The sequence below is a fragment of the Citrobacter sp. MGH106 genome (genome assembly GCF_001037495.1).
Classification (GTDB): Bacteria; Pseudomonadota; Gammaproteobacteria; order Enterobacterales; family Enterobacteriaceae; genus Citrobacter; species Citrobacter murliniae.
The window spans coordinates 366215-384034 of sequence record NZ_KQ089823.1 but is presented as its reverse complement, the minus strand read 5'-3'; the positions used below and the strand labels follow the sequence as shown (position 1 = coordinate 384034).

Here is a 17820-nt window from a genome sequence, read left to right as displayed (position 1 = left end):
CTGAATTAAGTATGCCATCTGTTTTAAAAAGAGACTGAATTTATACTCTCATCAATGGATGAAAAAAATGAATAATGAAATCAGTGATGATGTAAACGAGAGCTCAGGGTGGCTTGCGAGATTATTTAAGTTGCAACAGCACGAGACCACAGTACGTACAGAAATGATTGCGGGAATGACGACATTTTTAACGATGGTGTATATCGTTTTTGTGAATCCGCAAATACTGGGCGCTGCGCAAATGGACCCGAAGGTGGTGTTTGTGACCACGTGCCTGATTGCGGGCATCGGCAGTATTGCGATGGGACTGATTGCCAATCTGCCGGTAGCCCTGGCTCCTGCTATGGGGCTGAATGCCTTTTTTGCTTTTGTCGTCGTGGGGGCGATGGGGGTGAGTTGGCAAACGGGGATGGGGGCGATATTTTGGGGTGCCGTCGGATTATTTCTGCTTACCCTTTTTCGTATTCGTTACTGGATGATTTCAAACATACCCGCTAGCTTACGTATTGGCATTACCAGCGGTATCGGTTTATTTATTGCGTTGATGGGTTTAAAAAATTCAGGCGTTATTATTGCCAATAAAGATACGCTGGTAGCGATCGGTGATTTAAGCTCACATAGCGTATTGTTAGGTATTCTTGGGTTCTTTATTATTACGGTCCTGTCATCGCGTAATTTCCATGCGGCAGTATTGATTTCTATTGTTGTGACGTCATGTTTTGGATTGTTTTTTGGTGATGTTCAGTTCCTCGGTATATATTCTGCACCACCTAACATCAGTGCAGTGATTGGTGAGGTTGATTTACGCGGTGCGTTGTCGTTGAATCTGGCCGGTATTATCTTCTCGTTTATGTTAATTAATCTCTTTGACTCATCAGGAACATTAATTGGCGTAACAGATAAAGCCGGATTAATCGATCGTGACGGTAAATTTCCCAATATGAATAAGGCGTTGTACGTGGATAGTGTCAGCTCTGTTGCAGGGGCATTTATCGGCACATCTTCCGTAACGGCGTACATTGAAAGTACGGCCGGCGTGGCGGTCGGTGGACGCTCGGGGCTGACTGCCGTGGTGGTTGGTGCGCTATTCTTGCTGGTGATGTTTTTTTCACCTCTGGTCAGTATGGTGCCTGCCTATGCGACAGCAGGTGCGCTTATTTTTGTGGGTGTGCTGATGACCTCAAGCCTGGCGCGCGTTAGCTGGGACGATTTAACCGAGTCAGTGCCTGCCTTTATCACGACGGTGATGATGCCCTTTAGTTTTTCTATTACCGAAGGAATTGCGCTGGGTTTCATGTCGTATTGCATCATGAAAGTGTTTACCGGGCGCTGGCGTGAGCTGAATCTTTGTGTGGTCGCCGTGGCATTGCTGTTTGCGTTGAAAATCATCCTGGTGGATTAGTATTCGCAGTCTGTTTCCAGATATCATGAGCGCGGATAACGCAGGAGAACTCATGATCTGGATAATGCTGGCCACGTTGGTTGTTGTTTTTGTAGTGGGTTTTCGGGTGCTGACGTCTGGATCACGACGCGCGATTCGTCGCCTGAGCGAACGGTTGAGCATTGACGTCGTGCCGGTAGAATCGATGATCGATCAGATGGGAAAAGTGCAGGGAGAAGCGTTTTTACAGTATCTTCATCGGCCTGACGAATCGCATTTGCAAAATGCCGCCCAGGTGCTGTTGATCTGGCAAATCGTCATTGTTGACGGTAGTGAACAGAACTTGCTGCAGTGGCATCGATTGTTGCAAAAAGTCCGCCTGGCAGCGCCGGTTACCGATGCACAGGTGCGCCTGGCGCTGGGTTTTCTGCGAGAAATGGAGCCAGATATGCAGGAAATAAATGCGTTTCAGATGCGCTATAACGCCTTTTTTCAACCTGAAGATGGGGTGCACTGGCTGCACTGATATCATGCTTGTTTATGACGATTATTTTTAATCGTCATAATATTTATATCTATCTCCCGCACAGGGGCCCTCGTTACACTTATACGACGAGGTGCATCATGAAACAAGCGACTCAACACAGTGCGATTATCTGGCCGGAAACCTATCTGCCAGGTACGACCGATAATTTTGCCTCACAAGCGCAGTAATCTTATCGTCGTTGAGAAGCGTATAATGCCTGGCTAACTCGCGAAATCCAGCGGGTTCATGGTTGTTGATGTTGGTCATATCCTGTTTGGCGTATCAATGCGTCGTTTTTATTATGCGATCTGCCGCGCAGCGCTATTGCAAATCCTGGAAAGTTGCCTAAACGTTAAATCCGTCACATTTTTAATGTTACACTGCGTGACTTTTCTACAGAAATACCACGCAGGTTACAAAATGAGTGACGTTATTGAACAAAAATCCCGCGCTGAGGTAAATGCCCGACCAAACTGGTCGGCGGTATTCGCCGTGGCGTTCTGTGTTGCCTGCCTGATAACCGTTGAGTTTCTGCCCGTCAGTTTGTTGACGCCTATGGCGCAGGACCTGGGGATTTCAGAAGGTGTGGCCGGACAATCGGTGACCGTGACGGCATTTGTCGCCATGTTTGCCAGCCTGTTTATTACCCAAATTATTCAGGCGACCGACCGCCGCTATATCGTCATCCTGTTCTCCGTGCTGCTGACGCTCTCCTGCCTGCTGGTTTCATTTGCTAACTCTTTTACGCTGCTGCTGATTGGTCGTGCCTGCCTTGGGCTGGCGCTCGGCGGTTTCTGGGCGATGTCGGCCTCGCTGACCATGCGTCTGGTGCCCGCCCGCACGGTACCGAAAGCACTGTCGGTTATCTTTGGCGCAGTTTCTATCGCGCTGGTGATCGCCGCTCCGTTGGGCAGCTTCCTTGGCGGTATCATCGGCTGGCGCAACGTTTTTAACGCGGCAGCGGTAATGGGGGTGCTGTGTATTATTTGGGTTGTTAAATCGCTGCCTTCGTTGCCTGGCGAGCCATCGCACCAAAAACAAAATATGTTCAGCCTGTTGCAACGTCCTGGTGTGATGGCCGGCATGATCGCCATCTTTATGTCTTTTGCCGGGCAGTTCGCCTTCTTTACCTATATTCGCCCGGTGTATATGAATCTGGCGGGATTTGATGTTGATGGCCTGACGCTGGTACTGCTGAGTTTTGGTATTGCCAGCTTTGTTGGCACGTCGCTCTCTTCTGTGATTCTGAAACGTTCGGTCAAACTGGCATTGGCAGGTGCGCCGCTGGTGCTGGCGCTCAGTGCGCTGGTATTGATCCTGTGGGGGAGTGACAAAGTGGTGGCGGCAGGCATTGCGATTATCTGGGGACTGGCGTTCGCTCTGGTACCGGTAGGCTGGTCGACGTGGATCACCCGCTCGCTTGCGGATCAGGCAGAAAAAGCCGGATCCGTCCAGGTCGCCGTGATCCAGCTTGCCAATACCTGTGGGGCTGCGGTTGGAGGCTATGCACTCGATAACCTCGGACTGCTGTCGCCCCTGATGCTCTCCGGCAGCCTGATGCTGCTGACGGCGCTTCTGGTGGCAGCGAAAGTACGCATAAAGGGTATGCAGTGATCGCCAGTTCTATTTGCCGTATGGTGTTGTAAATGCGTCATCCGGCCTACAATCGCAATACAGGCCGGATAAACGCAGTGCCATCAGGCATTACACCTTTCACTAATCAGAACCACGCCTCCCACATTGCGCCGAGGTTAAAGTCATCCAGCGTTTCATCCTTCGTACCGTTGACGCGAGCAGTGCGGTCATTATCAACTTTGCCGCCGGTGACATAGAAGCGCAGCATTGGGCGGAATTCTGGACCCATAGCGATCGACATGTTCTGCGACAGCGTTAACTTCCAGCCGTTGTTATCCCCGCCGTTATCATAATCAACCCGCTGATAGCCTGCTTCCAGCCAGGTGGAGTGAACATCGTTCCAGAAATACATCGGACGTATAATCGCGCCGTAGTTCTTACGGTTGTCGCTCTTGTCTGTGCTGTTGTCGTAATCATGGAACGCCAGCAGGTATTCGACCTGCGCCTGTTGGGTGAACTTATGGCTCCCCTCAAAACTGGCGTATATCGCTGTCAGATCGTCGGTTTTGTTATAGACGCTGTTATCTGAATTATCAGAATAACGGGCGATAACCTTGTTCACACCACTGTCGTTAGTGTGGCTCAGCACAAATGCACCCTGCCAGGCTTTCAGGCGGTCATCGCTCTCGACGGCTTTAGAGTCAAAGCCATAGTTGGCGTAAATCTCCAGATCCAGCGGACCGACCTTCATATTGTGGATTTTGGACGTTACTGCGTAGTTACCCTTATCGCCCGTACCAGAACCGCCGGTACAGGTAATGCGTGATGGGTTGGCTTCGTCTTCCATCACTTCCGGGCTGCACGATTCAACCGCGGCGACAGTGGCGACATCAAACTGCACGCCGCCAATGTCGAAGTTTTTAACCCCGGCTCCCTGACCGTCATGGTTCATCCAGAAGTAGTCGTTGATGCCTTGTTGTGGACGCTGATGGAAGTCGCGGCCCGCCCAGATATAAGCGTTAGGATTGGATTCCAGCACGTTAGTTACGCCGGCGTAGGCTTTTTTGAGGTTAACTTCGTCGCCCCAGTGGTCGATCATCACGTTGATGTCCCAGATGGCGCCGTTGTCGCTTTTGAACGCTTTGGAGAGCTGGAATTCGCCGCCGTTGCCTTCGTTACCCAGACGGCCAATGGCCGACGCACCGTTATAGGAACCATCAACGCCGACGTATTTCTGATCACCGCTCTGGAAATGTGCGCCGTAGCGCGCATATCCGCTGAATTTCACGCCGAACGGAATCGCCATATCCGGGGATTGTGCTGCACTTTGTGGTTCATTAATCACATCGGCTTTTTTCGCCACAGCAGCGTCCATTTTCGCCTGACGTTCCGTAAGTGCTTTATCTACGGCTTTGGCGACGATGGCGTCGATTTGTTCCTGAGTAAATTCCTGTGCGAGGACAGAAACTGGGCAAAGCGCGGCCACGACCGCCATGGCTAGTGGAAGTTTCTTAGTTAAATTCATGGTTATCTCATTTACACTTTACCCTTCAGGTTGCCATAGGCATTCCGAATAAGCGTGTGTATTAATTTATTTTAAGATAATAACCATCCCGTCTTGGGTTAATTTGCTATCACCAAAACAAGTTGATCTGTTTATTTTGTTAACGGGTACAGAAATATTTTATTTAATCGTAATAAACTCTCCGTTCGTAAAGTGTAAGTTCATATTAGCGCTGATACAGATGAATAATTTCTTCTGACAGTTCGCGGGCTAATAGCGATGTCATTAAGTGGTCCTGCGCATGCACCATAATTAATGTCATAGGCTGCCGGGCTTCCCCGGCGTCCTGTTCGATCAATTTTGTTTGCATGTGGTGAGCTTGGCGTGCGTAGCCATCAGCCTCACGAAGCAGGCTTTTCGCTTCATCAATGTTCCCGGCGCGTGCAGCGTGGAGTGCTTCGAAGCACAGGCTTCGGGACTGGCCGGCATTAACGATGATTTCCATTACTGCTTCTTCTAATGCAATCATGATCTTCTGTTCTCAATTAAAACCATTGTTTTCGGCGGTATCGGCAAACCACTCGCCACTCTTTTTCACCGTACGTTTTTGCGTTTCTAAATCTAACTGAACAAAGCCATAGCGGTTTTTATATCCGTTGAGCCATGACCAGTTATCAATAAAGGTCCACATGTGGTAGCCAAGACAATTACAGCCTTCGCTTATTCCCTTATGCAGCCATTTAAGATGTGCAGAAACGAATTCAATACGGTAGTCATCGTTGATTTGATCCTGCTGAATGAACCGCTGTTCGTTTTCTACCCCCATTCCATTTTCAGAAATAAAACAGCGTGGGTTACCGTAATTATCTCGCAGGTTGGTAATAATATCGTAAATACCTGGCTCATAAATTTCCCAGCCACGGTAAGGGTTCATTTTGCGTCCCGGCATTTCGTAATAATCGAACAACCATTCAGGCATAAACGGTGCATCAGGATTGACCGCGCTATCACGACATTTCACCCGTCGGGGCTGGTAATAGTTAATGCCCAACAGGTCGATTTTGCCATCGGCTATCAGCTGGCTATCGCCAGGCTTACACGTGGGCAGCTGATCGTACTCTTTCAGCAGTTCCACCAGGTCTGCAGGATATTCACCTTTCAGTACCGGGTCGAGAAAACTGCGGTTGAAGAGCAGATCCGCATGGTGTGCGGCTTTCACATCCGCCGGATTTTGTGAGCGCGGATAGGAAGGCGTTAAATTTAGCACTACGCCAATTTCACCGTCATAGTTCCCGGCGCGATACGCGCGAACAGCCGTCGAATGTGCCAGTACAGTGTGGTACGCCACGGTCGCGGCACGTTTGAAATCCACCACGTTTGGATAATGGAAGTCATACAGATAGCCGCCTTCGACCGGGACAATCGGCTCATTAAAGGTGAACCAGTGCTTAACCCGATTGCCGAACAAGTCGAAGCATGTTTGTGCGTAGCGACCAAATGCCTCGACCACTTCCCGGTTTTCCCAGCCGCCTTTTTCCTGCATCACCATTGGCATGTCAAAGTGGAACAGGGTGATAAATGGCGTGATGCCCTGTGCCAGCAGCTCATTGATCACATTGTTATAGAAATTGACGGCTTCAGGATTTACTTCACCCGTGCCGTCAGGGATCAGGCGCGACCAGCTCAGGGAAGTTCGGAAGCTGTTGTGCTTCAGTTGCTTCAGCAGCGAGATGTCTTGCTTCCAGTGCTGATAAAATGTCGAGGTGTTCGCCGGGCCAACCCCCTGATGGAAACGGCCTGGCTGACGGTCGAACCATACGTCCCATGTGGTCTGGCTTTTGCCACCGTTCAGGCTATCCCCTTCGGTTTGCAGCGCTGAACAGGCACTGCCCCACCAGAAGTTTTCAGGAAAACGGTATCTCATTGTTCTGACTCCTTGATCGATTATGAGTTGCTACGGGCAGCGTTCGCCACGGAGACGGCATCCTGGGCCTTTTGCTCTTCAGTTTTCATCAAAGAGCGTTCGTATGCGCGCAGGAAAGGGAGGTACATCAGCGCTGACATCGCCATACAGATAAAGCACATCACCACCGGGCTTAATGCCCAGTTCGCGGCCCAGGAAGCACCAATTGGTGCTGGTGTGGTCCACGGTGTCAGTGAAACAACCTGCGCCAGCCAGCCAAGTTTTGTGGCGCTATATGCCAGCACAGCGTTAACCAGCGGTACGCAGACGAACGGAATGAATAGCATCGGATTCATGATGATCGGCGCACCAAACAGAATAGGCTCATTGATGTTAAAGAAACTAGGCACAATTCCCATTTTGCCGATGGTCCGCAGGTGTGCGACGCGGCTGCGCAGCAGCAGGAATGCCAGTGGTAATGTCGATCCCACGCCGCCAATGAGCAGGTAGTGATCCCAGAAGCCTTGTAGATAAACATGTGGTAATGCAGCGCCAGCGGCAAGAGCCGCCTGGTTGGCAGATAAGTTGGCCATCCAGAATGGATTCATGATGCCAGTGACAATCAGTGAACCGTGGATCCCGGCGAACCAGAAAATCTGGCACAGCAGGACGGAAAGCAGGATTGCGGGCAGGGAATCAGAAGCGGAAACCAGCGGTTCCAGCAGGTGCATTATTGCCTGCGGAATGATCATTCCGGTTTGTGCTTCGATAAACAGGTTTAGCGGATGCAGGGTCGCAATCACGACCAGAACCGGAATCAGGATTTCAAATGAGCGGGCGACGCCGGTCGGCACCTCTTTAGGCAGGCGAATGGTCACGTTATTCTGCTTCAGCCACGCATACATGCGGGTGGAATAGATAGCAGTGATCAGCGCGGTAAAGATCCCCTGACCGGAGAGATATTGCGTAGAGATTTTCCCGTCGGCATAGGGGGCTGCAACCAGTAAAAACGCCATAAAGGCCAGCAGACCGGACATTACCGGGTCGAGGTTAAACTGTCGGCCCAGACTGGCGCCAATGCCGACGGAGATGAAGAACGTCATAACACCCATGCTGAGGTTAAACGGCAGCATCAACTGTTCGCGATAGGTGGCAGAGAAATCAAGCCAGCCACGGGCAAAGCTGTTGGTGGTTTCGGCAGAGAACGGAGGAAAAATAAACACCAGCATGAAGGAGCCGATGATCATAAACGGCAGCGCCGCCGTAAAACCGTCACGAATCGCAATCACATACTTTTGCTGTCCCAGCTTTCCGGCGAGGGGGGTGATGGATTGTTCAATGACGGCAACCATTGACTGATATAACGAACTCATATTGACACCTTTCTAGTGTGCCGCTTCAATCAGCGACAGAGCATAATCCAGCACTTTGTCACCACGTTGCATACCGTAATCCATCATATCTATGGCTTTTACGGGTATACCCTGGGTGGCAGCCTTTTCTGAGAGTGTGTTAAGCATATATTTTACCTGGGGGCCAAGTAGCACCACCTGGTAATTTGGAAACTGTGTGTCAAATTCGGCAACACCGTATGCCTCAATCTTCACCGGTAGTCCACGAATGTCCGCCTCTTCAACCATTTTGCGAACTAGTAAACTGGTGGACATTCCTGCAGAGCAGCACAGCATAATCCTGAACATTGTTAGCCATCCTTTAAATGTAAAAACATATTGCGAGTTTGATTTGATATCATACGGAAACCGGTTTCCATTCGTAGCAAACGGAACTGTGATGGCCATCAAGATCTGATGCGTATAAGGCTGATTATTTGAATCCAGCTCACGAAATTTGGTGGTTTGAACTCTTTTTGAGTGCAAATGGAAAATCGGTTTCCATGAAAAACGGAAACAGATATACTGCGAGTGGCGATTATTTAAGCCAATGTTAAATACAGGAAGGAAAGGGCCAGGCGGGTCCTGTCAGGGGAGAATGATGTCTACTATCAACGATGTATCGCGTTTGGCTGGCGTATCTAAAGCTACTGTGTCGCGCGTGTTGAGCGGATCACGTGGCGTAAAAGAGGCCAGCCGTCTCGCCGTGTTGAAGGCGGTGGATGAACTCAATTATCGTCCGAATGTGATTGCACAGTCGCTGCTGAGCCAGTCTACAGGCTGCATTGGCGTGATATGCGCACAGGACAACATCAATCAGACAACGGGCTATCTCTACGCGCTGGAAAAGCATCTTAGCCAGCATCAAAAACACCTCCTCCTTCGCTTTGCCAATACCAAAGCGGAAGTGATGAGCGCCCTTGATGAGCTAAGCTGCGGTTTGTGCGATGACGTGTTGATTATTGGCGCACGTTTCCCGTTAAGTATTAGTCAGGATAATGTCATTCTGGTGGATTGCCTGGAGTCTGGCGATGACGTCAACAGCATCCAGTTCGATCACGCATTCGCTACCGAAACGGCATGTAACTACCTGATTAGCCAGCATCGCCGCCAGATTGCGTTGATCCACCCGGATGGTATGGGTTTCTCCGACCAGGTACTCCTGGGTTACAAACATGCATTGGAAAAAAATTTCCTGCCCTTTAACCGCAATCTGGTGTTTATGGAAGCGACTTCATCATCAGTGGCCTTGCAGGAATTGCTAAATAACGCGTCAACGCTCAATTTTAACGCGCTGCTGGTGGCGGATGAACAGCAGGCCCAGCGTGTGATCCCGCAGTTGCAGGCATTTAATAAATCCGTACCGGAAGACATTATGGTCTTTAGCCTGGCCGGTACACTGCACCTGCCCGGTATCCCGACAATCCCGGCTATTGAATATTCAATGGATGCCATGGCCGCACGTATAGTCAGCTGGTTAAATGAAAAAACGCAGAGTGTGCTGAGTTCGTACGTGCTGCGCGGAGACTTAATTATTCCTCAGCGGTAACGGTATCAATCAGGCGTTAAGCACTCTGCTTCGCGCCTAGATATCCGGACATTCAACCTTACTAAGTGCTTCCCAGTAGTTGTCCTGATGACTTCTTTGTATTGCCAAAATGGCTTCGCGAATATGCTGCTGATTACGTGAATCAGCCATAATCGTTTTTTCCCACACCTCATCCGATGGCGACCCCTGTGGGGTACAAATCTTACGTAAATCCTTCAGCACAGTGTTTTTTTCGTGAACTGACTGTAGCGAACCGTAAGCCGAGTCGGCCTGCGCCAGACCCGGCAGCATGAAAAGAATGGCAATGATCGGAAAAACGGCTCGTTTCATGTTAATAATCCTTGTTGTCGACGCGCATAATTTCAAGAGTAAGTGTAGTCGGCATACGGCTCACTCATCAGCCTGTGTTAGTGTAGAAAAATTAATCAGCCAGAAGTTGTAGTTTTTCAGGAGGATAGAATGCAGATACAGATTACGGATACGGTTACAGAAGATGATCAGAATGCGCTGCTCACCGGCCTGCGTGCTTACAATCTCCAGTTCCTGAAAACGTCCAATTTTGGCGATCTGGCGGTCTACTGGCGCGATGAGCGTAACGAGATACTGGGTGGGCTGATTGGTAAAATCAAAGGTGAGTGGCTGTGTATTGAGTTTTTATGGATGCATGAATCCCTGCGTAAAGGCGGTTATGGCACAAAGCTGATGCAGGCGGCAGAACAGACTGCGCGCGAGAGAGGGTGTTTGCATGCGCTGGTTGATACCATGAGTTTCCAGGCGTTGCCGTTTTATCAAAAGAACGGTTACCAGTTACAAATGACCCTCGAAGACTTCCCGGAAAAAGGGGCAGCACGCCATTATTTATCAAAATCATTTTGATGACCGGAAGGATGGCTTGCTGAATATCCACCGAGAGTTGAGAAATCGTGTCGCCCGGTAGCGTCGTGCCACCGGGCATTTTTTTGTATATTCCTTCGTTATGCTTTTTTCTTCTTGCTGATACTTTTTCGTTTTTTAAACCGCAGCAGCCTTCCCGCTATAGTCAATTCATTACTCATCAGGCGGTTATTTCAAAAGGATAAAAACGTGAAACTGAACATACCTCATTTCGGGGCCGGGGCGGCATTATTGCTGGCGGGAATATTACTGGCAGGTTGCGATCAGCAAAGCAGTGATGCGAAACATATCAAAGTCGGCGTGATTAACGGCGCAGAGCAGGATGTGGCGGAGGTTGCGAAGAAAGTGGCCAAAGAGAAGTACGGTTTGGATGTTGAGCTGGTAGGGTTCAGCGGTTCGTTACTACCCAACGATGCAACCAATCATGGTGAACTGGATGCCAATGTCTTCCAGCATCGTCCTTTCCTGGAGCAGGATAATAAAGCGCATAACTTTAAGCTGGTGGCGGTGGGCAATACCTTTGTCTTCCCGATGGCGGGTTATTCGAAAAAAATCAAAACCGTTGCCGAGCTGAAAGACGGCGCGACAATTGCGATTCCTAACGATCCAACTAATCTCGGACGTGCGCTATTGCTGTTGCAAAAAGAAAAACTGATTACCTTGAAAGAGGGCACTGGTCTGTTGCCGACGGCGCTGGATATTACTGATAACCCACACCATCTGAATATTATGGAGCTGGAAGGCGCGCAATTGCCGCGTGTACTGGACGATCAGAAAGTGGATGTGGCAATTATCAGTACCACCTACATTCAGCAAACCGGGCTTTCCCCGGTACATGACAGCGTATTTATTGAAGACAAAAACTCACCGTACGTGAATATTCTGGTGGCGCGGGAAGACAACAAAGATGCAGAGAACGTAAAAGAGTTCCTGCAATCTTATCAGTCACCGGAAGTGGCGAAAGCAGCCGAGAAAATCTTTAACGGCGGCGCGGTACCGGGCTGGTAATATTCGCCCGTCACCGCGCTGGTTGGCGTTATGCCGTTCTGGCGCGGCGGCGGGAATCCATTGAAATCAGCACCACTGAAGAGAGGATCAGCAGCGTACCGAGCCAGTCCGGTAAAGTGAACGTAATGCCTAACAGGAGCAGGGACAGTAAGGCACTGCTCAGTGGCTCCGCACAGCTCAAAATGCTCGCTTTCGGCCCACCAATCATCTGCGCACCTTTCAGGTACAGGCTAAACGTCAGTGATGTACCGATCACCACCAGATAGAAAAATGCCAGAATCAAACTGCCATTGACCACAAAGTTCGTTCCCTGCCCGGCATAGAATGGGAGCAGGATCAGGCCGCCTATCAACATGCTCCAGCCGACAATCGGTAGCGTACCGTAACGCGCGATAAGCACAGAGGGATATGTCGTATAGAACGCGGCAGCAAATGCCGAAGCGATCCCCCAGAACAGCGCGGCAGGCGAGATGGATAACGACGTCGGGTTGCCGTGGGTGACCAGCAGGAATGTGCCGATTAGCGAGGTGAAGATCGCCGTCAGCACTAATATTCCCGGTCGCGCTTTGCGTACCACCGAAAACCACGCCACGATAATTGTCGGTGACAAAAATTGCAGTACCGTTGCGGTGGCGGCATTGGATTTTTCAATGGTAAGCAGAAAGGTCAGTTGTACGGTGAGCGCCCCGACCACAGAAAAAATCAGCAGGCTGATGGCGTCTTTGCGGTTTTTGATAACGGAGAAGACTTTGTCACCGTGCACAAAAGAGAGCATCAGCAGAATGAGCCCGGCGAAAATCAGACGTGTCATGGTCAGAAACTGCGACGACATCTGACTTTGCTCCATGATGTACTGCGCGCAAACGCCTGAACTTCCCCATAATACGGCGGCTATCAGGACGTTCATCATCCCTCTTCTGGTGGAACTCATCTTTCCCTCTGCATAATGTATTGTCTTATTTGTGTGCAGACATCATAGCAGAGATGACTCTGACAGCAGGAATACCTCATGCACTGTCTTTAGCTCCCCCGCCAGGCAGGGAGCTCTGGGATAATGTTAAGCGTCTATCGGTGTCAGATAATCCAGACGCAGCGGCTCGGCCAGCAGGTCGTTCATTTGCAGAATAAACGTCTGGAAATGCGGTAAGGCGATATGTTCGTCCAGACCTGCCTGGCCTCGCCAGGATTCACGCACGTAAAATACATCCGGCGTATCGCGTAACTGAAACAGCGCATACTCAATATTGCCCGGCTCCCGGCGAGTGGGTAGCAAAAGGGCTTGCAGCGCTTGTTTCAGTGCGTTGATTTTCCCTGGTTTGGCTTTTAGCACCGCTATGATTGAAATCACCGTAGAGTCAGGCATTTAAAATCCCTCCAGAACAATCTTGCCCACTGAACGACCGGTTTCAATTTGGGCATGGGCTTTTTGCAAATTAGCTGCGGTGATGACACCAAAATGTTCGCCCAGCGTGGTATGGATAACCTTGCTGTCGATCAGTTGCGCCACGCGGGTCAGTAGCTGATGCTGGGCAATGATGTCGCGTGTTTCAAACATCGAGCGTGTAAACATAAATTCCCAGTGCAGAGAAATGCTTTTAGTTTTCAGCGGACGCGCATCAAGGGATTGCGGATCGTCAATTAGCGCCAGTTTTCCCTGTGGCGCCAGCGCGGCAATAATCTGCTGATAGTGCTGCTCGGTATTGTTCAGGCTGGCGACGTGGGTCACCTGTTTAATGCCTGTTCGTGCCAGCTCTTCTGTCAGCGGTTTACTGTGATCAATCACATGATGAGCGCCCGCTTCACGCACCCATTTCTGGCTTTCCGGACGCGATGCCGTACCGATAACGGTCATTTTGGTCAGCTTACTGGCTAGTTGGGTCAGGATAGAACCAACGCCGCCTGCAGCGCCGACAATCAATAAAACATCATTCTCATTGCCATTTTCCTCAACGCCCAGGCGGTCGAACAGCATTTCCCACGCAGTGATGGCGGTCAGCGGCAGGGCTGCCGCTGAAGCGTTATCCAGTGATTGTGGCTTCAGCGCAACAATGCGTTCATCAACCAGCTGAAATTCACTGTTACTGCCAGCACGACCCAGCGCACCGGCGTACCAGACTTCGTCGCCAGGCGCGAACAGCGTCACCGCATCGCCCACGGATTTCACCACGCCAACCGCATCCCAGCCCAGCACGCGCGGCACGTCGGCATTGAAACCTTCGCGTACTTTGGTATCGACGGGGTTGACGGAAATAGCTTTCACTTCAACTAAAAGGTCATGTCCGGTAGCGATCGGAACCGGCAGGTCAATTTCTTGTAAAAATTCAATATTGCTGCCGTTGGTTGCGGCGTGGGTAATGGCGATAGCTTTCATAGTCTCTCCGGTTACAGGAATCTATTTATACCCGTCATACTTCAAGCTGCATGTGCGTTGGCTACGCTCGCTCACTCCAGTCACATAGTTCGCTATGTTCCAGGAGACTCACTCCCTTGCCGCCTTCATGCAACTCGAATTATTTAGGGTGTATCTGTTGAATAATTCGATGGTAAACCGGCATCAGAACGGGAAAAATAGCCTCACGGCGACAGGACTTATACTCGAGGAGTGAAAATGTTCCGGCTTGAAGATCTCACGTTGTTTGTCCGCGCCGCGGCGCTGAACAGTTTTAGTGATGCGGCGCGCGAAGTCGGCGTCCAGCCCGCCCAGGTCAGTTCAGCTATCAAGCGTCTGGAGTCTACGCTGACGATTCGCCTGTTCGCTCGCTCCACACGTAGCCTGCGGCTCACACCGGAAGGTGAGATCTGGTTGCCCTATGCCCGTCAGATGCTGGATGTAATGCACGCCGGATTGCAAAAAATCCAGACGCCGGAAGATGAGATTTCAGGCATGCTGCAAATTGCGGTGCCGTCCGATCTCGGACGGAATCTGTTGTTGCCGGTCTTTCAGTCGTTTCGTCGTCGCTATCCTGCGCTGCGCCTGCGGGTCTTTTTCTCCGACCAGGTGACCGATGTATTTAAAGATCCCGTCGATGTCGCGTTTCGGTATGGTAATACCGAAGACGCGTCTTATATCGCGTTGCCCGTCGCGCCAGGTAATCGCCGCGTGCTGGTGGCTTCTCCGGACTGGATTGCGCAATACGGTGAGCCGCAACACCCTGGCGATTTAGCGCAGCTGAACGCCATGACCTTTGTATTACGCGGGCGGCTTCATGATCGCTGGACGTTTACGCGTAATGGTGAAGTCAGTAGCGTGCAGGTCAACAGCACCATTATGAGCGATGATGCCGAAGTGATAAGGCGTCTGGCGATTGCCGGTGAGGGGATTGCGTATAAGTCGTGGCTGGATGTGAGCGAAGATGTGCGTGACGGTCGTTTGCAGTTGCTGATGCCGGGGTATCTGGGGGAAAAAGTTCCGTTAAATATGATTTGCCCACACCGTAAACAGCTTTCAACGGCGGTACGGTTATTGCACGATGCCGTGAAGGCGCGGTGTGAAATGCTGGCGCAGAGCTAACGTTCTTGCTCTGCACCAGAATCATCAGGTCTTTAACCTTGCTTTCTACTCTGCGGTCACTCAGTCTTTTTTGCTGGCGTTAGCAAAGAAAATATCAGACTGAATGTCTTTGGTGCGGATGGTGAACAACTGATTAGTCAGGTCTTCGGTTAGCTTCTCGGCATCGGCCATGATGCGCAGGTTGAAGTCATTCAGCATCTTATCGGCGGCGGGTTTATCGGTTTTTGCCATCTTCAGATATTCTGCCTCAGCCTCTTTTTGCTCCTTCGCCACTTTGTCTTCCCACGCTTTGTAGGCTTTTTTGACGATAGGGGCGAGCTTCGGATAGTCCGTCATGGTCAGCGTCTGTAATTTGCGATACTTCCAGTAAATGGATTGATCGTCAGCGTTGTTCGTGCCCATCGTATAGTTGGCCGGATACGTTTTCAGGCCGCTATAGTAGGGAACAAAGGCGGTAAGATCGGCCATACCCAGACCAATATAGGTTGTTTCACCAATCTCTTTTGGCAACCACGGACGTACCTGCATAACGTGCGCTTCGTAGGTACGGAAGACACTGACCGGACGCCACGGCTCTTTACCGTTCAGGCCGTTGGTGTAAGGGTCATGTTTGGTGCCTTCATAGTGGTTACGCAACACAGATTTCACATCGTCCAGCGTCATTTTCTTCTCTGGCGTCATGAATACCGGGAATTCACGACCTGCGGCCATATCCTGTTTTACGGAAGGATTGAACTCTTTCTGAATAGTCCAGACGCGGGGATCGTTATATGTGCGGTCACGCTCATCGTCACGAGTATAGACTTTGGAAAAGTTGAATTTGCCATCTTTTGCCTGATCGTAAAGACCTTTTTCGGTCGCGAACTCAACCAGGTTTTTTGACGCCATCATATTAGGGTTCTTAGGATCGTAATCCTGTAAGCGTCCCTGATTACCAGTGGCAAAATATTGATTATTCGGTAAACGCTGTGCCATCCACTGGTGGCCGCTACCGGTTTCCAGATACCAGATTTCGTTATCGTCCACCACGGCAACGCCAAAGCCTTCGCCAGCCCCGGCGGTTTCAACGATATGTCCCAGCAACGCCACCGCTTCACGGGCTGTTTTGCTCTGTGACAGCAGGATATCCGGAATATCGTCTTCGGTGATGCCTTTGTCTTCAACATATGGGTCGACGGCCAGCGCTTTTGGCGAAGCAAAAATAGATTCTGTACCGCTCACGCCGACGCCCAGTTCGTTAAAACCGGTTGCGCCATGCAGTTGCGTTTTCCAGTTTGGAACGGTGGTGTAACGCAGGGAATTTTTTGGCAGCGGCCAGGTAAAATCATTCGCGCCATTATGCGCTTTGGTGCTGTACACACCGGTCTGATTCTGTTTTGCCGGATGAATGACAAAATGCTGTGCTTTCAGGGCATCGCTGTCTGCACTGCGGGCTACCAACATGGATCCATCCGCCGACGCTTCATTGCCGACCAGCAGGGTCGTACAAGCAAAACCTGATGAAACAACAGCCAAATTTATAGAAAGTGCAATCAGGCACTTTTTAAACGTAAACATTAAATATCCCTCATAAGTACGCCATAAATACACCGGAAACACACCGTTTGCTGAAATGCGATAACGTCCGAACGCTCAGACATTGCTCGCCAGAGAGATAAACGCCCCTGCCCACGTTTTCTCCAAATATCCATTGGTAGGTTGAAGTCTTCTGGACAAAATAAAGTGCCCGTTTCGCTCAATTATTACGCAATGAATATCGAGGTATTCAGGATGTTTCCTGATTCGGGGGAAAGAATAGCAATGGCACATCGACAAATTCAGTGACGTGTGTCGCGTAAGTTGACGGCGATAATTGTGTCGAAAAATAACAGATGCTGTTGGTTGCGATGAAAGATGTCAGGCTACTGGAAATATTAAGGGTGGTATTGGAAAGTTGATTGGACATTATGTTCTTTGTTGGCCGGACACGTATAAGCGTTATCCGGCGAAGAATGAAGCTGTAAATGCCATTTATTACACACTCAGTGAACTTGCTGGTAGTCGATACTCAAATCACAATTGGCTGATTGCGTACATTTTTTTTTCGATACCGGCATAGGCGGCATTTTTAACTCGAGCGCAGATTAAATGCAGCTTTGAATTGGCCTCCATAGCGATCAATTCTTTATGGTCTTTATCCAGAATGGTTGAGTTTTTATCATAAAAATCATAGCTTTTATTGATTTCAGTGAACTGCTTTTGATAAAGCATAAACTTATCAGGATCAACTTTTCGTAGTACGTTGAAGTTATTAATACACTCGCTGTCTGAGAAAAGTGAGTCATCCGTTGAAGCTTTATTTTTAGTCACATCGTTTGTTGGATGCGTTGCATCAACACAACCACTGAGAATAATAAGAGCAACAAAATAGCACATCCACTGCTTGTTCATAATAAATATCCATGATGTTAATTGATATGATGATATTTAATGGTCTGGAATTGATTTTAATATCTTGATTTTTTGGCGGAAGTTAATGATGGGAGGCATTCTGGTGCATTATTGGGATGTGCAAAAATATACTTGAAGAGATTTTTAA

18 protein-coding genes and 1 pseudogene are annotated in these 17820 nt (G+C 49.8%); 7 read left to right on the top strand and 12 right to left on the bottom strand.

All coding sequences use genetic code 11. From position 1 onward, the window contains the following. The first annotated feature begins 67 nt into the window (after positions 1 to 67). Entirely contained in the window at positions 68 to 1402 is a 1335-nt protein-coding gene (locus tag SK36_RS21385) for an NCS2 family permease (RefSeq protein ID WP_048223164.1), read from the top strand. A gap of 52 nt (positions 1403 to 1454) precedes the next feature. Beyond that, entirely contained in the window at positions 1455 to 1907 is a 453-nt protein-coding gene (locus SK36_RS21380) for a DUF1198 family protein (RefSeq protein WP_045448890.1), read from the top strand. 126 nt (positions 1908 to 2033) lie between these two features. Here SK36_RS21380 and SK36_RS25100 read toward each other — a convergent pair. After that, positions 2034 to 2189: pseudogene (locus SK36_RS25100) on the bottom strand (hypothetical protein); the annotation flags it as partial. Between the two features lie 138 nt (positions 2190 to 2327). On the opposite strand from SK36_RS25100, the gene nepI reads away from it, so the two are divergent. Further along, positions 2328 to 3521, top strand: a complete 1194-nt coding sequence (gene nepI, locus SK36_RS21375) for a purine ribonucleoside efflux pump NepI (protein ID WP_048223494.1) — start codon at positions 2328 to 2330, stop codon at positions 3519 to 3521. Between the two features lie 106 nt (positions 3522 to 3627). Here nepI and SK36_RS21370 read toward each other — a convergent pair whose 3' ends face one another. The 5 genes from SK36_RS21370 to SK36_RS21350 form a co-directional block, all read right to left on the bottom strand. Then, entirely contained in the window at positions 3628 to 5007 is a 1380-nt protein-coding gene (locus tag SK36_RS21370) for a carbohydrate porin (protein ID WP_048223157.1), read from the bottom strand. A gap of 205 nt (positions 5008 to 5212) precedes the next feature. Then, positions 5213 to 5515 (bottom strand): PTS lactose/cellobiose transporter subunit IIA, encoded by a 303-nt coding sequence (locus SK36_RS21365; RefSeq protein WP_008786514.1) that lies wholly within the window; start codon positions 5513 to 5515, stop codon positions 5213 to 5215. A 12-nt stretch (positions 5516 to 5527) separates the two neighbouring features. Then, entirely contained in the window at positions 5528 to 6910 is a 1383-nt protein-coding gene (locus tag SK36_RS21360; protein WP_048223155.1) for a glycoside hydrolase family 1 protein, read from the bottom strand. Positions 6911 to 6930: 20 nt separating this feature from the next. Continuing rightward, positions 6931 to 8262, bottom strand: a complete 1332-nt coding sequence (locus tag SK36_RS21355; protein ID WP_045448884.1) for a PTS sugar transporter subunit IIC — start codon at positions 8260 to 8262, stop codon at positions 6931 to 6933. 12 nt (positions 8263 to 8274) lie between these two features. Beyond that, on the bottom strand, positions 8275 to 8589 hold the full coding sequence (locus SK36_RS21350) for a PTS sugar transporter subunit IIB (RefSeq protein ID WP_045448882.1): 315 nt from the start codon (positions 8587 to 8589) through the stop codon (positions 8275 to 8277). Positions 8590 to 8881: 292 nt separating this feature from the next. Between SK36_RS21350 and SK36_RS21345 the strand changes: the two genes are divergently transcribed. Continuing rightward, positions 8882 to 9829, top strand: a complete 948-nt coding sequence (locus SK36_RS21345) for a LacI family DNA-binding transcriptional regulator (protein ID WP_045448881.1) — start codon at positions 8882 to 8884, stop codon at positions 9827 to 9829. Positions 9830 to 9865: 36 nt separating this feature from the next. Here SK36_RS21345 and SK36_RS21340 read toward each other — a convergent pair whose 3' ends face one another. Continuing rightward, the gene (locus tag SK36_RS21340) at positions 9866 to 10159 is read right to left on the bottom strand and encodes a YicS family protein (protein WP_048223152.1); all 294 of its coding nucleotides are present in this window, start codon (positions 10157 to 10159) and stop codon (positions 9866 to 9868) included. A 129-nt stretch (positions 10160 to 10288) separates the two neighbouring features. Between SK36_RS21340 and SK36_RS21335 the strand changes: the two genes are divergently transcribed. Both SK36_RS21335 and nlpA read left to right on the top strand, forming a co-directional pair. Beyond that, positions 10289 to 10705: a GNAT family N-acetyltransferase gene (locus tag SK36_RS21335; RefSeq protein WP_048223150.1), complete on the top strand. Its 417-nt coding sequence runs from the start codon at positions 10289 to 10291 to the stop codon at positions 10703 to 10705. A 207-nt stretch (positions 10706 to 10912) separates the two neighbouring features. Beyond that, positions 10913 to 11731 carry a lipoprotein NlpA gene (gene nlpA / locus SK36_RS21330; RefSeq protein ID WP_045448875.1) on the top strand — a complete coding sequence of 273 codons (819 nt, stop codon included), beginning with the start codon at positions 10913 to 10915 and terminating at the stop codon, positions 11729 to 11731. Between the two features lie 28 nt (positions 11732 to 11759). Here nlpA and SK36_RS21325 read toward each other — a convergent pair whose 3' ends face one another. The 3 genes from SK36_RS21325 to SK36_RS21315 form a co-directional block, all read right to left on the bottom strand. Further along, on the bottom strand, positions 11760 to 12662 hold the full coding sequence (locus tag SK36_RS21325) for a carboxylate/amino acid/amine transporter (RefSeq protein WP_045448874.1): 903 nt from the start codon (positions 12660 to 12662) through the stop codon (positions 11760 to 11762). A gap of 126 nt (positions 12663 to 12788) precedes the next feature. Then, the gene (locus SK36_RS21320) at positions 12789 to 13094 is read right to left on the bottom strand and encodes a putative quinol monooxygenase (protein WP_045448872.1); all 306 of its coding nucleotides are present in this window, start codon (positions 13092 to 13094) and stop codon (positions 12789 to 12791) included. Continuing rightward, complete coding sequence (locus SK36_RS21315) at positions 13095 to 14102, bottom strand: zinc-binding alcohol dehydrogenase family protein (protein ID WP_048223147.1); 1008 nt, start codon at positions 14100 to 14102, stop codon at positions 13095 to 13097. It abuts the gene before it with no gap. A 237-nt stretch (positions 14103 to 14339) separates the two neighbouring features. On the opposite strand from SK36_RS21315, the gene SK36_RS21310 reads away from it, so the two are divergent. Continuing rightward, positions 14340 to 15242 carry a LysR family transcriptional regulator gene (locus SK36_RS21310; protein ID WP_045448868.1) on the top strand — a complete coding sequence of 301 codons (903 nt, stop codon included), beginning with the start codon at positions 14340 to 14342 and terminating at the stop codon, positions 15240 to 15242. 60 nt (positions 15243 to 15302) lie between these two features. On the opposite strand, the gene SK36_RS21305 is transcribed toward SK36_RS21310, so the two are convergent. Together SK36_RS21305 and SK36_RS24500 are read right to left on the bottom strand one after the other, a co-directional pair. Continuing rightward, a complete protein-coding gene (locus SK36_RS21305) occupies positions 15303 to 16799 on the bottom strand; it encodes a C69 family dipeptidase (RefSeq protein WP_048223146.1) in 1497 nt (498 codons plus the stop codon). A 495-nt stretch (positions 16800 to 17294) separates the two neighbouring features. Next, positions 17295 to 17672 carry a hypothetical protein gene (locus SK36_RS24500; protein WP_052369297.1) on the bottom strand — a complete coding sequence of 126 codons (378 nt, stop codon included), beginning with the start codon at positions 17670 to 17672 and terminating at the stop codon, positions 17295 to 17297. Between the last annotated feature and the right edge of the window lie 148 nt (positions 17673 to 17820).

Bases quoted from the DNA above. Each gene is read 5' to 3' on its own strand.
- SK36_RS21385 (WP_048223164.1), top strand. From the start codon at position 68: ATGAATAATGAAATCAGTGATGATGTAAACGAGAGCTCAGGGTGGCTT.
- SK36_RS21380 (WP_045448890.1), top strand. From the start codon at position 1,455: ATGATCTGGATAATGCTGGCCACGTTGGTTGTTGTTTTTGTAGTGGGT.
- nepI (WP_048223494.1), top strand. From the start codon at position 2,328: ATGAGTGACGTTATTGAACAAAAATCCCGCGCTGAGGTAAATGCCCGA.
- SK36_RS21370 (WP_048223157.1), bottom strand. From the start codon at position 5,007: ATGAATTTAACTAAGAAACTTCCACTAGCCATGGCGGTCGTGGCCGCG.
- SK36_RS21365 (WP_008786514.1), bottom strand. From the start codon at position 5,515: ATGATTGCATTAGAAGAAGCAGTAATGGAAATCATCGTTAATGCCGGC.
- SK36_RS21360 (WP_048223155.1), bottom strand. From the start codon at position 6,910: ATGAGATACCGTTTTCCTGAAAACTTCTGGTGGGGCAGTGCCTGTTCA.
- SK36_RS21355 (WP_045448884.1), bottom strand. From the start codon at position 8,262: ATGAGTTCGTTATATCAGTCAATGGTTGCCGTCATTGAACAATCCATC.
- SK36_RS21350 (WP_045448882.1), bottom strand. From the start codon at position 8,589: ATGTTCAGGATTATGCTGTGCTGCTCTGCAGGAATGTCCACCAGTTTA.
- SK36_RS21345 (WP_045448881.1), top strand. From the start codon at position 8,882: ATGTCTACTATCAACGATGTATCGCGTTTGGCTGGCGTATCTAAAGCT.
- SK36_RS21340 (WP_048223152.1), bottom strand. From the start codon at position 10,159: ATGAAACGAGCCGTTTTTCCGATCATTGCCATTCTTTTCATGCTGCCG.
- SK36_RS21335 (WP_048223150.1), top strand. From the start codon at position 10,289: ATGCAGATACAGATTACGGATACGGTTACAGAAGATGATCAGAATGCG.
- SK36_RS21325 (WP_045448874.1), bottom strand. From the start codon at position 12,662: ATGAGTTCCACCAGAAGAGGGATGATGAACGTCCTGATAGCCGCCGTA.
- SK36_RS21320 (WP_045448872.1), bottom strand. From the start codon at position 13,094: ATGCCTGACTCTACGGTGATTTCAATCATAGCGGTGCTAAAAGCCAAA.
- SK36_RS21315 (WP_048223147.1), bottom strand. From the start codon at position 14,102: ATGAAAGCTATCGCCATTACCCACGCCGCAACCAACGGCAGCAATATT.
- SK36_RS21310 (WP_045448868.1), top strand. From the start codon at position 14,340: ATGTTCCGGCTTGAAGATCTCACGTTGTTTGTCCGCGCCGCGGCGCTG.
- SK36_RS21305 (WP_048223146.1), bottom strand. From the start codon at position 16,799: ATGTTTACGTTTAAAAAGTGCCTGATTGCACTTTCTATAAATTTGGCT.
- SK36_RS24500 (WP_052369297.1), bottom strand. From the start codon at position 17,672: ATGAACAAGCAGTGGATGTGCTATTTTGTTGCTCTTATTATTCTCAGT.